The following is a 17779-nucleotide window of genomic DNA, read 5'->3' as shown; positions in this document are numbered from 1 at the left end:
GGTTATATGGTCAAGCGAATAAGCGCACACGGTGGATGCCTAGGCGGTCAGAGGCGATGAAGGACGTGGTAGCCTGCGAAAAGTGTCGGGGAGCTGGCAACAAGCTTTGATCCGGCAATATCCGAATGGGGAAACCCACTGCTTCGGCAGTATCCTGCAGTGAATTCATAGCTGCTGGAAGCGAACCCGGTGAACTGAAATATCTAAGTAACCGGAGGAAAAGAAATCAACCGAGATTCCCTGAGTAGTGACGAGCGAACGGGGAACAGCCCTTAAGCTGGAATGGCTTTAGAAAAACAATCTGGAAAGATTGGCCATAGAAGGTGATAGCCCTGTATTTAAAAGGGCCACTCCAGTGAAGACGAGTAGGGCGGGGCACGTGAAACCCTGTCTGAATATGGGGGGACCATCCTCCAAGGCTAAATACTCCTGACCGACCGATAGTGAACCAGTACCGTGAGGGAAAGGCGAAAAGAACCCCGGAGAGGGGAGTGAAATAGATCCTGAAACCGTGTGCGTACAAGCAGTAGGAGCTCGCAAGAGTGACTGCGTACCTTTTGTATAATGGGTCAGCGACTTACTGTTCGTGGCAAGCTTAACCGTATAGGGGAGGCGAAGGGAAACCGAGTCTGATAAGGGCGCATAGTCGCGGGCAGTAGACCCGAAACCGGGTGATCTAGTCATGGCCAGGGTGAAGGTGCCGTAACAGGTACTGGAGGCCCGAACCCACGTCTGTTGCAAAAGACGGGGATGAGCTGTGATTAGGAGTGAAAAGCTAATCGAACCCGGAGATAGCTGGTTCTCCTCGAAAGCTATTTAGGTAGCGCCTCATATGTATCCTCTCGGGGGTAGAGCACTGTTATGGCTAGGGGGTCATCGCGACTTACCAAACCATTGCAAACTCCGAATACCGAGACGGACTGTATGGGAGACACACGGCGGGTGCTAACGTCCGTCGTGAAAAGGGAAACAACCCAGACCCACAGCTAAGGTCCCAAATTCACTGCTAAGTGGAAAACGATGTGGAAAGGCATAGACAGCCAGGAGGTTGGCTTAGAAGCAGCCACCCTTTAAAGAAAGCGTAATAGCTCACTGGTCGAGTCGGTCTGCGCGGAAGATTTAACGGGGCTAAGCAGTGAACCGAAGCTTGGGGTGCATAAAACTTGTTTTATGCGCGGTAGAGGAGCGTTCCGTAAGCCTGCGAAGGTGGATTGAGAAGTCTGCTGGAGGTATCGGAAGTGCGAATGCTGACATGAGTAACGATAATGCGGGTGAAAAGCCCGCACGCCGAAAGCCCAAGGTTTCCTTGCGCAACGTTAATCGACGCAGGGTTAGTCGGTCCCTAAGGCGAGGGCGAAAGCCGTAGTCGATGGGAAGCAGGTTAATATTCCTGCACCTCGCGTGAGTGCGATGGAGGGACGGAGAAGGTTAGGTGTACCGGGCGTTGGTTGTCCCGGGGAAAGGCGGTAGGTTTGAATCTTTGGCAAATCCGGGATTCTTTAAGACCGAGCACCGAGACGAGCCTTTATGGCGAAGTCACTGATACCACGCTTCCAGGAAAAGCTCCTAAGCTTCAGCTCACGAAGACCGTACCGTAAACCGACACAGGTGGGTAGGATGAGAATTCTCAGGCGCTTGAGAGAACTCGGGTGAAGGAACTAGGCAACATGGCACCGTAACTTCGGGAGAAGGTGCACCCTTTTTGGTGGCTCATGCGAGCTATAGCTGAAGAGGGTCGCAGAAACCAGGCCGCTGCGACTGTTTATCAAAAACACAGCACTCTGCAAACACGAAAGTGGACGTATAGGGTGTGACGCCTGCCCGGTGCTGGAAGGTTAATTGATGGGGTCAGCCGCAAGGCGAAGCTCTTGATCGAAGCCCCAGTAAACGGCGGCCGTAACTATAACGGTCCTAAGGTAGCGAAATTCCTTGTCGGGTAAGTTCCGACCTGCACGAATGGCGTAACGACAGCGGCGCTGTCTCCACCCGAGACTCAGTGAAATTGAAATCGCTGTGAAGATGCAGCGTTCCCGTGGCAAGACGGAAAGACCCCGTGAACCTTTACTATAGCTTTACACTGAACGTTGAGTTCGTCTGTGTAGGATAGGTGGGAGGCTATGAAACTGTGGCGCTAGCTGCAGTGGAGCCATCCTTGAAATACCACCCTGTCGTGCTTGACGTTCTAACCTAGGTCCGTTATCCGGATCAGGGACCGTGTATGGTGGGTAGTTTGACTGGGGCGGTCTCCTCCTAAAGAGTAACGGAGGAGCACGAAGGTACGCTCAGCGCGGTCGGACATCGCGCACTGTGTGCAAAGGCATAAGCGTGCTTGACTGCAAGATCGACGGATCAAGCAGGTACGAAAGTAGGTCTTAGTGATCCGGTGGTTCTGTATGGAAGGGCCATCGCTCAACGGATAAAAGGTACTCCGGGGATAACAGGCTGATACCGCCCAAGAGTTCATATCGACGGCGGTGTTTGGCACCTCGATGTCGGCTCATCACATCCTGGGGCTGTAGTCGGTCCCAAGGGTATGGCTGTTCGCCATTTAAAGTGGTACGCGAGCTGGGTTCAGAACGTCGTGAGACAGTTCGGTCCCTATCTGCCATGGGCGTTGGAAGTTTGAGAGGGGCTGCTCCTAGTACGAGAGGACCGGAGTGGACGAACCTCTGGTGTTCCGGTTGTCACGCCAGTGGCATTGCCGGGTAGCTATGTTCGGAAGCGATAACCGCTGAAAGCATCTAAGCGGGAAGCGCGCCTCAAGATGAGACTTCCCGGGGCACAAGCCCCCTAAAGGAACCATGTAGACTACGTGGTTGATAGGTCAGGTGTGTAAGTACAGCAATGTATTGAGCTAACTGATACTAATGATCCGTGCGGCTTGACCATATAACCTCAAGTTGCCTTGGTCCCAACGAACGTTGGTAGATCATCAAATGCAAGCTACGTCACAAGTTAACTATGCGAGACTGGGCGCCTTAATCCGTTTCTTGGATGGCGACGCTCCAACCGTCTCCCTGGTGAAATTAGCGCTGTGGAACCACCCGATCCCATCCCGAACTCGGAAGTGAAACGCAGCTGCGCCGATGGTAGTGTGGCTCAAGCCATGCGAGAGTAGGTCATCGCCAGGGGCTTTACCCGAAACCCTCAGTCCAACAGGACTGAGGGTTTCTTTTTGCCCGGATATTGGGCACAGCCTGAGTTTGTAGCGCACTGCGGCGGCGGTATGTGAGCCATCAAATCGACGCCGCCCGCAGCGTCCAACGGACGCCTGATTGTCTGCGCATCGTCTGCTCCGCGCATACCGCAGCATGCCGCCTCTTCGGCCAGGCCGCCTCTCAGACAGCGGCAATTACAGCACGCCAATACGCATCTACGATGCTTCGTCCGCGCGGCTACTTCCGCTAAAACAGCGACAGCCGCCTCCGCGGGCACCAGAGGGGCTGATGTTGAAAGGCGTCGCTAAGCGACATCAGGCATCGGCAGAAGTTGTGAGTGGAAAACTGCGTGCATCGAGAGCGGCGACCGCAGGACCGCTGGTCTGGGGCTGCCATGGGTGCCGTGGTGAGCGGCCAATAGATGCTCGCCTGATCGCTTGGGACCGGATCTTGGTGACAAACTCTCGAGCCGAAGCCGATAGAGGAGGGGATGCGTTAAAACACGATGGGCATCGGTGGAGGTCGTGAGCGGAGGACGTCAGCGCTGAATGGCTCGCAGTTGATGCCAGCACACGGGTCTGATCACTGTTACCTCCGCTAGCAAGGGGAGGCGGCAGCCTAAGTTACTCCTTGCTCTTGCTGGATGCATTCCGGCGTAAAGAGCTGCTGTTGCAACAGAAGCGATGCACTGGATACATCCACCCAGTGCGGTGCTATCTGTGTTCTGTTTTAACGTGGCGTTTGGCGACCAGCACTACTGATCGGCAGGGAATGTGCATGGATCTGTCGTTGTTCGACGGCGGGGGTGGTTTTGGTCAGTCACCCGGTTTCCACACCGCCATGCACACACAAAAAACCCCGCACCAAGCGGGGTTTTTTGTGCGCGGCTTTTTTGATCAATCGCCCAGGGTCAGTAACGATGCATTGCCACCTGCTGCGGTGGTATTCACGGTGACGACCTTTTCGGTCGCAAAGCGCAGCAGGTAATGCGGGCCGCCGGCCTTGGGGCCGGTACCGGATAGGCCTTGGCCACCGAACGGCTGGACGCCGACGACGGCGCCGATCTGGTTGCGGTTGACATAGACGTTGCCGACTGCAACCCGCGAGGTGATGCGCTCGATGGTCTCATCAATGCGCGAATGCACGCCCAGGGTCAGGCCGTAGCCAGTCGCGTTGATCTGATCGATGACAGCATCGAGCTGGTCCGCTTTCCAGCGGATGACATGCAAGACCGGCCCGAAAATCTCGCGCTGCAGCTGGGCCAGCGAGCCCAGCTCGTAGGCACGCGGAGCGAAGAAGCTGCCGTGGGCGGTAGCGTCATCCAGCTTGGTACTTCCGATCAGGCGCGCCTCACGGTCCATGCGTGCCGCGTGATCGTCGAGGATCTTGAGCGCATCGGCGTCGATCACCGGTCCAACGTCGGTTGAGAGCAGGCCCGGGTCGCCGATCTTCAGCTCGCCCATGGCACCGGCCAGCATGGTCATGACCTTGTCAGCGATGTCGTCCTGGACGAACAGGACGCGTGCGGCCGAGCAACGCTGTCCGGCTGAGATGAACGCGCTGGAAATGGCGTCTTTCACGACGGCTTCGGGCAGCGAGGAGGAATCGGCAATAAAGGCGTTCTGCCCGCCGGTCTCGGCAATCAACACGCCGATAGCCGCATCGCGCGCGGCCAGGGTGCGATTGATGATGCGCGCGGTCTCGGTGGAGCCGGTGAATGCCACGCCAGCTACCCGGGGGTCGTTGGTCAAGGCTGCACCGACAGTGGCGCCATCTCCAGGCAGGAACTGCACTGCGGCTTCCGGGACGCCAGCGTCGTGCAGCAACTTCACTGCCGCATAGCCGATGAGATTGGTCTGTTCGGCGGGCTTGGCGATCACGCTGTTGCCGGCCGCCAAGGCGGCGGCCACCTGACCAAGGAAGATCGCGAGCGGGAAATTCCAGGGACTGATGCAGACGAAGACGCCACGGCCATGCAATTGCAGCTCGTTGGATTCGCCGGTCGGTCCGGGCAGGCGTTCGGGCGCGCCGAATTGCGCGCGCGCCTGGCCGGCGTAGTAACGCAAGAAGTCGACCGCCTCGCGCACTTCGGCCACGGCATCAGGGAGGGTCTTGCCCGCTTCCTTGACGCAGATGGCCATGAACTCGGGCATGCGCGCTTCCAGCAGGTCGGCGGCGTGCTCCAGGATGGTGGCGCGGCTGGCCGCGGGCGTGCGGTTCCACCCGGGTTGTGCAGCCGCGGCCGCAGCGAGTGCCTTCTGGACCGTGGCCGCATCGGCTGGCTGCCAGTGACCCACCGTCTCGCGGCGATCTGCAGGATTGAGCACGGCTTCGCGCGGCGTGCTGATTACCGCACCTGGAACCAGCGGTGCGGCTGTCCATGGCTTGATTGCGGCGTTGAGTTGCTCGGCCAGCTGCCGCAGATCGTTGTCGTTGGCGAGGTTGGCGCCCATGGAGTTTTTCCTGTTCTGGTTCTGGCTGCGCAGCAGATCGGTCGGCAGCGGGATCTTTGGATGCGGGATGGATGCAAACGACGTGACAGCCTCGACCGGATCGCGGATCAGGTCTTCGATGGCAACGTCCTCATCGGTAATACGATTGACGAAGCTGGAGTTCGCGCCGTTCTCGAGCAGGCGACGAACCAGGTAAGGCAGCAGATCCTCGTGCGAGCCGACCGGCGCGTACACACGGCACGGCAGGCCCAGGCGATCGGCTGGGATCACTTCGGCATACAGGTCGTCGCCCATGCCGTGCAGCTTCTGGTGCTCGTAGGTCTTGCCGGCGGAAATGGCGCGCACGGCGGCAATCGTCTGCGCGTTGTGCGTGGCGAACATCGGGTACAGCGCATCGCTGTGCGCAAACATGCGACGTGCGCAGGCCAGGTAGGACACGTCGGTGTTCTGCTTGCGGGTAAACACCGGGTAGCCAGAATGGCCTTCAATCTGGGCGCGCTTGATCTCCGCATCCCAGTACGCGCCCTTGACCAGCCGTACCGGGATGCGGCGGCCAACGCGACGCGCCAGGTCGGCCAGGAAATCGATCGTGTACGGCGTGCGTTTCTGATACGCCTGCACCGCCAGGCCATATCCTTCCCAGCCCTCCAGCGACGGGTCGGAGAAGGTGGCTTCGATGATGTCCAGCGACAGCTCCAGACGGTCGGCCTCTTCGGCGTCGACGGTGTAGCCGATACCGTAGGACTTGGCCAGCTGGGCGAGTTCCAGCACGCCTGGAACCAGTTCGGCCATGACGCGCGCGCGCTTGGCGTGTTCGTAGCGCGGGTAGAGCGCGGAAAGCTTGATCGAGATGCTGGGTGCAGCGAACACATCGGTGCCGACAAAGCTGCCGCTGCGGCCGATCGCATGGATGGCATCGCGATATGCCTGCAGGTAGCGCTGTGCATCCTTCATGGTGAGCGCGCCTTCGCCGAGCATGTCGAACGAATAGCGGTAGTCGGCGTTGTCGCCCTTGCGCGAACGCGACAGCGCCTCGCCGATGGTGCGGCCCATGACGAACTGGTGGCCCATGATCTTCATTGCCTGGCGCACTGCCAGGCGGATCACCGGCTCGCCGACGCGGCCGATCAAGCGCTTGAAGGCGCCGGGCACATCGGCGCGGGTGAGGTCGTTGAGCTGCACCAGCCTGCCGGTCAGCATCAGTCCCCAGGTCGAAGCATTGACCAGCACCGAATCGCTGCCGCCCATGTGCTTTTTCCAGTCCGCATCGCCGAGCTTGTCGCGGATCAGCTTGTCTGCGGTCTCCTGGTCCGGAATGCGCAGCAGCGCTTCGGCGACGCACATGAGCAGCACGCCTTCCTCGCTGCCGAGATCGTACTGCCGCATGAAGGCTTCGATCGCGCCCTGGTCCTGCGCACGTGCACGCACGCGGGTGACCAGATCGGCGGCCAGCGCCTGCACCTTGGCCTGCTCGGCGGCGGGCAGGCGCGCCTGGTCGAGCAGTTCGCGGACGTGTTCGGCCTCGTCCTTGAGCCAGGCAGCGGTGATGGCGGCGCGCAAGGCGCCGGATGCGGCCGGCAATTCGGGGGCGAGCAGCGGATGTGGAACGGCGGCGGAGGCAAGCGGGTCGAGCTGAGCGTTCATGCGAAAGATGCCTGGAGATCCATGCCCATTCTAGAGAGCGAGGGTGCGTGCGCACTTGTGTGGAAGCGGCAGCTTTCCCGCCGTTTTGTGCAGGTCGCCACTGGCTGTGACCGCAGGCCCCGTCGTTGGGTTGTGCCGTCGTGGGTTTTCGGAAGTGATTGATTTACGCGTGTTTTTAGCTGCACTGCAGCAAATTCTTGATCGCCGGAAATGCTTGCCGCATGCGTTCGCGCGGGTCTACCATCGGGCTGTTCCCGCAGCCCGCTGCGTGTTGCCATGATCGAAGTACTGCCGTTGATGTCCGAAGGGGTCGGGACGCAATTGCGGTTGCGGCCTCCGCGGGCGCTGTCGGCCAGGCAATTCGTGATGTTGTTTGCGGTGCTGGCAGGAACGATGTGGTTGTTTGCGGGCCTGGGGTGGTGGACCGGCAATGCATTCGCGCCGGTATTCGCCCTGTTGCACAGTGGTGTGGTGGCGCTGGCGCTACGTCAGTTGTGGCGAAGTGGCGAGCGCGAAGAGGCGATCCGGGTGGGGGAGACCGCCGTTGAGGTGTTTCCGTCCGGACAGGCGCCACCAGCGTTTCAGGCACATCCGCACTGGGTGCGGCTATGCATGGAGCGCGACGACAGGGTGCTGCTGGTGAGCAGCGGCAGGCAGATCGAGATCGGAAGTTTTCTCGGGCCGGCCGAACGTGTGGAACTGGCAGATACGCTGAAACGCTTGCTCGCGGCCGCCAATGGCCGTCACCGATGACGTAAGGGTCTAGGCAATGACGCAACGCAGCAGCTGGAAGTCGACGTATTCACGCTTTGGCCTGGCGATGGCGGCGCTGTCGTGCGCACCCGCCGTGTGGGCGCAGTCGGCCGATCCAAAGGAGTGGCAGCTCAATATGGGGCGCGGCGTCACCCAGACTGCGCGCATGGCCTACGAGGCGCACATGGTGGCGCTGTGGGTGTGCGTGGTGATCGGCGCGCTGGTGTTCGCGGCCATGGGCTATGCGATGTTCAAGTTCCGCAAGTCCAAAGGGGCCGTCGCTGCGCAGTTCAGTCACAACACGCAGGCCGAGGTACTGTGGACCGTGATTCCGGTGCTGGTGCTGATTGCGATGGCGTGGCCGGCGACCGCCAAGTTGATTGCGATGTACGACACCCGCGAATCGGAAATGACCGTCAAGGTGACCGGTTACCAGTGGATGTGGAAGTACGAATATCTGGGCCAGGGGGTGGAATTCACCAGCCGCCTGGCGCGTGAGTCGGACCGCATCCGCCAGAGCGGCGAGCGGCCCACAGTCGCTTCGCAGCCGCACTACCTGCTGGATGTCGACAATCGGCTGGTGCTGCCGGTCAACACCAAGATCCGCTTTGTCATCACCGCCGACGACGTGATTCATGCCTGGTGGGTGCCGGCGCTTGGCTGGAAGCAGGATGCGATCCCGGGCATCGTCAACGAGGCCTGGACCAATATCGAGCAACCGGGCGTGTATCGCGGCCAGTGCGCCGAATTGTGCGGCAAGGATCATGGCTTCATGCCCATCGTGGTCGAGGCATTGCCCAAGGCCGAATTCCAGCGTTGGCTGGCGGCGCGCCGCGCTGCCGGTACCGCACCCGCGGCAGCGCCCGTGCCCGCGGGTGCCCCGACACCCGCTGCACCCGCGGCCGCACCTGCTGGTGAAGCCGCGCCTGCCGCAGCGCCGGCAGCGCAACCTGCCGCACCGACCGCCGCTCTCTAACACCGCTCGCAACCGCACCGCTTCGTAGAGGTCGTTCCGTCATGGCGCATACCGCAGTCGATCACCACGGACACCACCAGCCCGGCTTCGTCGAGCGCTGGTTCTTTTCGACCAATCACAAGGACATCGGCACGCTGTACCTGCTGTTTTCCTTCGTGATGTTCATCATCGGCGCGGCGATGAGCGTGGTGATCCGCGCCGAACTGATGCAGCCCGGCTTGCAGTTCGTCAAGCCGGAATTCTTCAACCAGATGACCACCGTGCATGCGTTGGTGATGATCTTCGGCGGTGTGATGCCGGCGTTCGTCGGTCTGGCCAACTGGATGATCCCGCTGCAGATCGGCGCACCGGACATGGCGCTGCCGCGCATGAACAACTGGTCGTTCTGGCTGCTGCCCGTCGCCTTTACCCTGCTGTTGCTGACGCTGTTTTTGCCGGGTGGTGCGCCAGCCGGTGGCTGGACCTTGTATCCGCCGCTGTCGCTGCAGGGCGGCTACAACGTGGCCTTCAGCGTGTTTGCGATCCACGTGGCCGGCGTCAGTTCGATCATGGGCGCGATCAACATCATCGCCACCGTGCTCAACATGCGTGCGCCGGGTATCGATCTGCTGAAGATGCCGATCTTCTGCTGGGCCTGGCTGATCACCGCCTTCCTGCTGATTGCGGTGATGCCTGTACTCGCCGGTGCTGTGACCATGTTGCTGACCGACAAGTTCTTCGGCACCAGTTTCTTCAACGCGGCCGGCGGCGGCGACCCGGTGATGTACCAGCACATCTTCTGGTTCTTCGGGCACCCGGAGGTCTACATCATGATCCTGCCGGCGTTCGGCGTGGTCAGCGAAATCATCCCCACCTTCAGCCGCAAGCCGCTGTTCGGGTACCAGGCGATGGTGTATGCGATTGCGGCGATCGCGTTCCTGAGCTTCATCGTGTGGGCGCACCACATGTTCACGGTGGGCATGCCGCTGGGCGGCGAGATCTATTTCATGTTCGCCACCATGCTGATCTCCATTCCGACCGGAGTGAAGGTGTTCAACTGGGTCAGCACGATGTGGAAGGGCTCGCTGACGTTCGAATCGCCGATGCTGTGGGCAGTGGCGTTCGTGATCCTCTTCAGTATCGGTGGGTTCTCCGGTCTGATGCTGGCAATCGTGCCGGCCGACTTCCAGTATCACGACACCTATTTCGTGGTCGCGCATTTCCACTACGTGCTGGTGACCGGCGCGGTGTTCGCGTTGATCGCGGCGGTGTACTACTGGTGGCCGAAATGGACCGGCCGGATGTACAACGAGACCTGGGCCAAGGTGCATTTCTGGTGGACGATGATTTTCGTCAACCTGCTGTTCTTCCCGCAGCACTTCCTGGGCCTGGCCGGCATGCCGCGGCGTATTCCCGATTACAACGTGGTGTTTGCCGACTGGAACCTGGTCAGCTCGATCGGTGCGTTCGGCATGTTCGCCACCCCGTTCCTGATGGCGGCGATCTTGTTCGCTTCGCTGCGCAGCGGTGCCCGCGCCGATGCGCGTGCGTGGGAAGGTGCCAAGGGGCTGGAATGGACGGTGCCATCGCCGGCGCCGGCGCATACCTTCACCGTGCCGCCGGTGATCAAGCCTGGAGATCTTGCGCATGAAGACATCGGCCACTGAGTCCGCGCCGGCAGCGGCCGTGGCGCGTTTGCTCTCTGCAGCCGAACGGCAGGCACAGCAGCGCCGCGCTGTGCGCCGTACGGCGATCACGGTAGGCATCATCGCGGTGTTGATCTACGCAGGCTTCATCGCTTCGGGAGTCATCGGTCGGTGAATGCACGCGCGCCCGCACCTGCACCGACGTCAGGCTTGTTCAAGCTGCTGGGCGTGGTGTTGGCCGTGTTCGTGCTGACCTTTTCGTTGGTGCCGCTGTACCGCATCGCCTGCGAGAAGGTGTTCGGGATCCGCATGGAGCGTGCGCCGGGCAGTACACGCGCGAGTGCTGCTGGCGCAGGTGGTGCAGTCGCGGTGCCGGGCAGGCGCACGGTGCGCGTGGAGTTCGATGCGGGGGTCAATTCGAAGTTGCCCTGGACCTTCCATCCCGAGCAGATGACGATGGATGTGGTGCCCGGCGAACTCAACGAGGCGTTGTATTTCGCGCGCAACGACAGCAAGCGGGCGGTGGTCGGCAGCGCGGTGCCGTCGGTGGCGCCTGCACGTGCTTCCGGGTATTTCAACAAGACCGAATGTTTCTGCTTTACCGCGCAAACCCTGCAGGCCGGTGAAACGCGCGACATGCCGCTGCGGTTCATCGTCGACCCTGCGTTGCCGCCGGAAGTCACCACGATCACCTTGTCGTACACGTTCTACCGCAACGACGCGCTGACTTCGCAATTGCCGGGCGGCGGTGCATCCGGCGCGCCGCGCGCGGCGCCGTAACCTTCATCCACCGCTCCACGACACGGAAGCAACGCCATGGCCGATCACAGTCCCAACGCCGATGCGTATTTCGTCCCGACGCAAAGCAAATGGCCCTTTGTCGGCTCGATTGCGATGTTCGTGATGATGATTGGCGTGGCCAGCTGGCTCAACGATGCGGCCTGGGGGCGCTGGACCTTTTTCGCCGGCATGACGATGTTGCTGGCGACCTTGTTCATGTGGTTTGGCGATGTCATTCGCGAGTCCAACGCCGGCAATTACAACCGCCAGGTGGACGGCTCGTTCCGCATGGGGATGGTGTGGTTCATTTTTTCCGAGGTGATGTTCTTTGGCGCCTTCTTCGGCGCCTTGTTCTACACACGCGTGCTGACGCTGCCCTGGTTGGGTGGCGAAGGCGATGGCGTGATGACCAACGAGCTGTTGTGGAACGGCTACTCCGCTGCGTGGCCGACCAATGGCCCGGGCACGATCGGCGGGCAATTCCAGACCATTCCCGCCTGGGGCCTGCCGCTGATCAATACACTGATCCTGCTGAGCTCCGGCGTGACCTTGACCATCGCCCATCACGCACTCAAGGGCGGGCGACGTGGGGCGCTGTTGCTGTGGCTGGGCCTTACCGTGCTGCTGGGCTGCGTGTTCCTGTTCCTGCAGGCCGAGGAATACATCCACGCCTATACCGAACTCAATCTCACGCTGGGATCGGGCATCTACGGCTCGACCTTCTTCATGCTCACCGGCTTCCATGGCATGCACGTGTTGCTGGGCACGATCATGCTGGCGGTGATGTGGCTACGCGCTGCCAAGGGACACTTCAGCCGCGACAACCATTTCGCATTCGAAGCGGCTGCCTGGTACTGGCACTTCGTCGACGTGGTGTGGCTGGCGCTGTTCCTGTTCGTGTATGTACTTTGAGGGCGGGGATTCGGGATTGGTGATTCGGGATTCGCAAAAGCAATCTGCAAGCGCGATCCGTTTTTGCCCTTACGAATCCCCAATTCCGAATCCCCAATCCCGTCGGCCGCGTCAGCGGCCGATGCCATGCGGCTTGATCCAGCCGGTGTAGATGCCGATGATCACGATGACGATCAACGCGACCGATAAGCCGATGCGCCAGGTGAGTGCGTTGACAGTGCGCTTGGTCTGGCCGCGGTCGGTCAACAGGTAGTAGAGACCGGCACCCAGGTTCCACAGGATCACGATCAGGAAGGCGACAATCAGCAGCGTCTTGAGCGAATCGTTCACAGCAGCCCCGGGAGTCGTCGGCGTGGTGGGGGCATTGCACGCCTTTTTGCGCCGCTTGTCATGACGCGCAAGCACACCGCCGTGATCGGGTGGGTGCTGGCGCTGCTGCTGAGTGCCGGGTTCGCAGCGCTCGGGCAGTGGCAGCTGCACCGCATGCACGGCAAGGAAGCACTGCTGGAACGCGCCGCGCATGTACGCGAAAGGCCGCTGACCCTGCGCCAGGCCGTGCAGGCTCAGCCCGGGTTGTGCTGGGTAAGCGGTCGGGTGCGGTTTTTGCCGGCGCAGGTGTTGCTGGACAACCAGTTACATGCGGGGCGTGCCGGCCTGCGCGTCTATCAGCTGGCCGCCGTAGAGGGCACCGCCAGCACGCTGCTGGTCGATCTGGGCTGGCTGCCGCTGCCGCCCGATCGGCAGTTGCCGCCCATCGCGGCACATGAGGGTGTGCAGGCAGTGCAGGGTCTGTTGAGCGCGCCCCCATCGGCGGGCCTGGCCATCGGTCCTGCAATGGCGCCCGCCGCGACAGCGCACACCTGGCTGGCCACGCGCCTGGATACGCAGGCGCTGCGCGATGCGTTGGGCAGGCGCGACATTTCGTCGCAGGTCCTGCGCCTGGATCCGGCGTTGCCGGTGGGCTACGTGCGCGATCTGGATGTGCTGCCAAACACGCTGCCACCCGCGCGGCACTTGGGTTACGCGGTGCAATGGTTCGGGTTGGCGGCTGCCGTGCTGGCCACGGCCACGCTGCTGACATGGCGTGCGCGACGCCGCCGTCGGCGCGGGCACTGACGCCTGCGGCATGAGAAAATCGCCGCCATGACCTCTTCCACATCGGCCACGCCGCACTCGGTCAAACGCGGCCGCAGGATGCTGATTGCGCTGGCAGTGCTGTTCTTCGGCTCGATGTTGCTGGCCGGCGTGCTGCGCTTCTCCGGTTGGCAGCCAGCGGCGATGCGCAACAATGGCGAACTGCTGCATCCGCCTGCCGACCTGCGGGCGATGACGCCGTTGCGTGCGGACGGGCAGCCGTACCTGTGGGCGCCGGGCGAGCGCATCTGGCGGATTGCGCTTGCGCCACCGGCAGACTGTGCGCAGCGCTGCGTGGCGCTGGCCGCCGAGCTGGACAAGGTGTGGCAATTGCTCGGGCATCGCGCCGACAAGGTGGAGGTGCTGTGGATCGGCGCGCCACCGGCTGGCCTGCCGCCGATGCCCGCCCTGCGTGTACTGCGCGACGACGCGCACTTGCGGCAAGCGCTGCCGCGCGCCAACGATGCCGCCGGCGTGCCGGTGTATGTGATCGACCCCAATGGCTTCGTGATCCTGCGCTACGCCCCCGGGTTCGCCCCGGCCGGCTTGCGCGCGGATCTGGTCAAGCTGCTGAAACTGATGTGAGCCCGATGAATCTGTTTGCGCCACCGGCGTTGTTCCGCCACTTCCACCGCATGGCCTGGCTGGCGGCGTTGTTCACTGCGAGCACGATCCTGTTCGGGTCGTTCGTGCGCCTGTCCGATGCCGGCATGAGTTGCCCGGACTGGCCGACCTGCTACGGCCGCGTGACCTGGCCGCAGACCACCGACGAAGCCAACACCCACGTGGCCAGCAAGATCCGCCCGCTGGAATCGCACAAGGCCTGGCGTGAGCAGGTGCACCGCTTCCTGGCCGGTGCGCTGGGTGTGGAGGTGCTGGTGCTGTCGCTGCTGGCCGCGCGCCGACGTCGCATGGGCATCGCCCAGGTGGTCTCGGCCGCGGTGCTGGTGGCGCTGTCGATCCCGTTGTACATGTCCGGCTGGCACATCCCGGCGATGGGCGTGGCGATTGCCGGTGAGGCGATCCTGCTGCTGGCGGCCCTGCGCTGGAGCAATATCGATCTGGCGCGCGCGGCCGTGCTGACGCTGGCGGTGGTGATCTTCCAGGCGCTGCTGGGCATGTGGACGGTGACCTTGCTGCTCAAGCCCATCGTGGTGATGGGCCATCTGCTCGGCGGCATGCTGATGTTTTCGCTGCTGGTGTGGATGGCGTGGCGCGCAACGCACCTGCCGATCACGTTGGCCGACGCGTCGCGCTTGAAATGGCTGCTGCGCCTGGGTGTGGCAGTGCTGGGCCTGCAGATCGCGCTGGGCGGCTGGGTCAGTGCCAACTATGCGGCGCTGGCCTGCGGTGGCGGCAGCTGGTCGGCCGACAACTTCCCGCGCTGCGTCAGCCAGTGGTGGCCACCACATGACTTCCGCGAGGGCTTCACGCTGTGGCGCGGCATCGGCGTGGATTACGAAGGCGGCGTGCTCGATGGCGCGGCGCGGATCGCCATCCAGATGGCGCACCGGCTGTGGGCGATTGCGACCGCGCTGTACCTGTGGTGGCTGGCGTGGCGTCTGTCGCGCTCGCCGGGGATGCGGGTGTGGGCCAGCGCGCTGGCGGTGCTGGTGGCCGTGCAGGTGACGCTGGGCATGCTCAACGTCAAGCTGGCGCTGCCGCTGGAAGTGTCGGTGCTGCACAACGGCGGCGCGGTGGCCTTGCTGTTCGTGCTGGTGTCGCTGCTGGCGCGGCTGCGCGCGCCGGAGTGAGCATGGCTGTCAGTGCACGCGATTACTGGGATCTGACCAAGCCAAAGGTGGTGGCACTGATCGTGTTCACCGCGTTGGTCGGCATGTTCCTGGCCGTTCCCGGCCTGCCCACCTGGGCGCAAGTGCGTGCCGGAACGCTGGGTTTTCTGGGCATCTGGCTTGCCGCCTCGGCGGCAGCGGCGATCAATCAGTTGCTCGATGCCAAGATCGATGCACAGATGGCGCGCACCTCGTGGCGGCCGCTGGTGGTGGGCAAGGTGCGGCCGTGGCAGGTGCTGGTCTTTGCCGGCGTGCTGATCGTGATCTCCATGACCATTCTGGTGGTCTGGGTGAATGTGATCACCGCGGTGCTGACGTTTGCGTCGATGATCGGTTACGCGGTGATCTACACCGTCTACCTGAAGCGGGCGACCTCGCAGAACATCGTGATCGGTGGGCTGGCGGGTGCCACGCCGCCGATGCTGGGCTGGGCGGCGGTGACCGGGCTGCCGACCAGCGCCGACTGGATCAACTCCGCGTTGCTGGTACTGATCATCTTCATCTGGACGCCGCCGCATTTCTGGGCGCTGGCGATCTTCCGGCGCGCCGATTACGCCAAGGCCGCGATTCCGATGTTGCCGGTGACCCACGGCGTGCCGCACACGCGCAAGCAGATCCTGGTCTACACGGTGCTGCTGGCCATCGTGACCCTGCTACCGGTGGCGGTGGGCATGAGCGGGGTGTTCTATCTCGGCGGGGCGGTGGTGCTCAACGCGGTGTTCCTCTGGTATGCGTGGCGCATGCTGGACCCACCGGACGAGCTGTTTTCGATGAAGATGTTCGGGTATTCCATCGTCTATCTGATGGCGCTGTTCGCCTTTCTGATGGTTGATCACCTGCTGCTGCCCTGGGTGCGCTAAAGGGCTTGCGCAGGCCTGCAGCCTGCCTGCGGCAGGCAGCAGGCGGTTGCAGGCATCTGCTCTCAGCTCAGCCAGCCGGCGCAGTCGCTGGCATTCTTGCTGTCGCAGCTGGACTGCATCTTCTTCTGCAACCTGGCCAGGACCGCGCTGCCGTCCCGGCGATGCTGCTTGCTCCAGCCTTTCAGGGCAGCAGCGAGCGTGTCGAACCGTTGCCGGGTCCGTTGGCGGTAGCCGTCCGGTTGCCCGGCCAGCTCGCCGATCACCTGCGTGGCGGCGGTCTCGATGGCTGCCGTGTCGTCCGGGCTGAGCCGGATCAGGCCATCGACATACAGCACGCCCCATTGCACGCGGGTGGCCGGGCCCTGCGCGCCCTCGTAGGCCTTCCTGAGCCATTCCAGCGCGGTTTTCTTGTCGCCACGGTGTTCGGCCAGATCTGCCAGTTCGGGCATGTAGTAGTACGGCGTCCGGGTCCGCGAGAGTTCTGCCAGCAGCAGGTGCTCGGCGCCGTTGTGGTCGCCCACCTCGCTCAACAGGGCCGCAGCCGTGCTGATGGTGGACTGACGTTCTTCATCGGTCCTGGCGGTTTCGCTGGCCCACTGCACGCGCTGGCGAACGCTATCGACCAGCTCCTGCGGAAGCGGCGGCGGATCTTTGGGCTCGGTCTCGGTTGGCTGGCCTTGCGCCAGGCGGGCCAACTGGATGCGTGCGAAGGCAGTGCCGAGCCTGTCGGAGACCGGCAGCGTGGGGTCGGCGTAGGCCTTGTCCAGGGCGTTGACCACCGCGGCGGACAGGGTGGCGCGTTCGCCGGCATCGGCGCTGGCGGCAGCGACCAGGCGTGCCGGCATGTAGTTCAGCGTGCCGAGATTGGCGCGCACCTCTGCCGGATCGGCCAGCACCGACTCGAGCAACGTGCGATAGCCCGGAGCGGGGGCGGGCGGGTCCTTGGCGGCAGTGAGTGCCGCCAGCGCAAAGCTGCGCTGCAACGCCGGCTGTGGCGCCACCTTGGACAGCCGGGTCAGCACGTCCGCTGCCTCCTCGCGCTTGAGCAGACGGTCGTCGGTGCCCCAGGCGTAGTTGCCGAGCACCGACCAGTCGTCTGGAGTCAGGGTCTGTGGCGCATGCAGGGCGGTGTCCAGCAGCTGTCTGGCGGTGCTGGTGCTGCGTGCAGCCACGCGCAATACGTCGACCAGGCGGGCAGTGTCGGCGTCGCCGGCCAGGCGGGTGATCTCGCTGCGGTCCGGGCGCAGCACGATGATGGTGGGATAGCCCTTGATGCCGAAACGCTCGCCCCAGGCCTGCGCGCCTTCCGAATCGCCATCCAGGTGCACGGCAACGAATTGCTGGGTACGCGCAATGAACGCCGGGTCCTTGAACAAGGTGGCCTTGAGGCGGTTGCAGGGCGGGCACCAGGCTGCGCCCCAGTACAGCAGGACCGGCTTGCCGCTGTCCTTGGCCTCGGCGAAGGCATCGTCCACGTCGCCCTCGCGCCAGGCGATGCTGGACGCGGGAACAGGCGTTGTGGCTGCCTTGGGCGCTGTCGCCGGTGCCGCCGGGGGCGCGGGCTTGTTGCAGCCGGCCAGGAGCGCCAGTGCTGCCAGCAGCGCGGTCGCGCGCGGGGAAGGGCGTCGGAACGACAACGTCATGGCAGTCACCGTGGGGTTGGCAAATGTCGATCGCCTACGCTAGCGCAC

12 protein-coding genes and 2 rRNA genes are annotated in these 17779 nt (G+C 62.9%); 11 read left to right on the top strand and 3 right to left on the bottom strand.

Annotated elements, in window-relative coordinates; genetic code table 11:
• The first annotated feature begins 8 nt into the window (after positions 1-8).
• Both ACCQ12_RS18490 and rrf read left to right on the top strand, forming a co-directional pair.
• Positions 9-2889: ribosomal RNA gene (locus tag ACCQ12_RS18490) — 23S ribosomal RNA — on the top strand.
• A 127-nt stretch (positions 2890-3016) separates the two neighbouring features.
• Positions 3017-3131, top strand: a 5S ribosomal RNA gene (gene rrf / locus ACCQ12_RS18485).
• Between the two features lie 923 nt (positions 3132-4054).
• Here the strand turns inward: rrf and putA are convergent.
• Positions 4055-7255: a bifunctional proline dehydrogenase/L-glutamate gamma-semialdehyde dehydrogenase PutA gene (gene putA / locus ACCQ12_RS18480; protein WP_104581259.1), complete on the bottom strand. Its 3201-nt coding sequence runs from the start codon at positions 7253-7255 to the stop codon at positions 4055-4057.
• Between the two features lie 276 nt (positions 7256-7531).
• Between putA and ACCQ12_RS18475 the strand changes: the two genes are divergently transcribed.
• From ACCQ12_RS18475 to ACCQ12_RS18455, 5 genes are all read left to right on the top strand, one after another.
• Positions 7532-8008, top strand: coding sequence for a DUF2244 domain-containing protein (locus tag ACCQ12_RS18475; RefSeq protein WP_039408691.1), 477 nt, complete (start codon positions 7532-7534; stop codon positions 8006-8008).
• Positions 8009-8024: 16 nt separating this feature from the next.
• Positions 8025-8984 (top strand): cytochrome c oxidase subunit II, encoded by a 960-nt coding sequence (gene coxB / locus ACCQ12_RS18470; protein WP_047694549.1) that lies wholly within the window; start codon positions 8025-8027, stop codon positions 8982-8984.
• Between the two features lie 41 nt (positions 8985-9025).
• On the top strand, positions 9026-10630 hold the full coding sequence (gene ctaD, locus ACCQ12_RS18465) for a cytochrome c oxidase subunit I (RefSeq protein ID WP_039408685.1): 1605 nt from the start codon (positions 9026-9028) through the stop codon (positions 10628-10630).
• Positions 10631-10780: 150 nt separating this feature from the next.
• Complete coding sequence (locus ACCQ12_RS18460) at positions 10781-11389, top strand: cytochrome c oxidase assembly protein (RefSeq protein ID WP_372382433.1); 609 nt, start codon at positions 10781-10783, stop codon at positions 11387-11389.
• Between the two features lie 36 nt (positions 11390-11425).
• A complete protein-coding gene (locus ACCQ12_RS18455) occupies positions 11426-12301 on the top strand; it encodes a cytochrome c oxidase subunit 3 (RefSeq protein ID WP_047694555.1) in 876 nt (291 codons plus the stop codon).
• 111 nt (positions 12302-12412) lie between these two features.
• Here ACCQ12_RS18455 and ACCQ12_RS18450 read toward each other — a convergent pair whose 3' ends face one another.
• On the bottom strand, positions 12413-12631 hold the full coding sequence (locus ACCQ12_RS18450; RefSeq protein WP_372382432.1) for a twin transmembrane helix small protein: 219 nt from the start codon (positions 12629-12631) through the stop codon (positions 12413-12415).
• Positions 12632-12691: 60 nt separating this feature from the next.
• Between ACCQ12_RS18450 and ACCQ12_RS18445 the strand changes: the two genes are divergently transcribed.
• From ACCQ12_RS18445 to cyoE, 4 genes are read left to right on the top strand one after another with little or no spacing between them, the layout of a single operon-like run.
• On the top strand, positions 12692-13417 hold the full coding sequence (locus ACCQ12_RS18445) for an SURF1 family protein (RefSeq protein WP_372382431.1): 726 nt from the start codon (positions 12692-12694) through the stop codon (positions 13415-13417).
• Between the two features lie 27 nt (positions 13418-13444).
• Positions 13445-14020 carry a redox-active disulfide-containing membrane protein gene (locus ACCQ12_RS18440; RefSeq protein ID WP_104581264.1) on the top strand — a complete coding sequence of 192 codons (576 nt, stop codon included), beginning with the start codon at positions 13445-13447 and terminating at the stop codon, positions 14018-14020.
• A 5-nt stretch (positions 14021-14025) separates the two neighbouring features.
• The gene (locus tag ACCQ12_RS18435; RefSeq protein WP_039408698.1) at positions 14026-15189 is read left to right on the top strand and encodes a COX15/CtaA family protein; all 1164 of its coding nucleotides are present in this window, start codon (positions 14026-14028) and stop codon (positions 15187-15189) included.
• A gap of 2 nt (positions 15190-15191) precedes the next feature.
• A complete protein-coding gene (gene cyoE / locus ACCQ12_RS18430; protein WP_104581265.1) occupies positions 15192-16088 on the top strand; it encodes a heme o synthase in 897 nt (298 codons plus the stop codon).
• Positions 16089-16150: 62 nt separating this feature from the next.
• Here the strand turns inward: cyoE and ACCQ12_RS18425 are convergent, their stop codons facing one another.
• Positions 16151-17731, bottom strand: coding sequence for a thioredoxin family protein (locus tag ACCQ12_RS18425; protein ID WP_372382430.1), 1581 nt, complete (start codon positions 17729-17731; stop codon positions 16151-16153).
• Positions 17732-17779 lie beyond the last annotated feature (48 nt).

Origin of the sequence: Xanthomonas sp. NCPPB 1068, assembly GCF_041479385.2 — a bacterium.
GTDB classification, from domain to species: Bacteria; Pseudomonadota; Gammaproteobacteria; order Xanthomonadales; family Xanthomonadaceae; genus Xanthomonas; species Xanthomonas cannabis.
The sequence above is the reverse complement of the archived record's forward strand: the minus strand, read 5'-3'. Positions and strand labels throughout refer to the sequence as shown.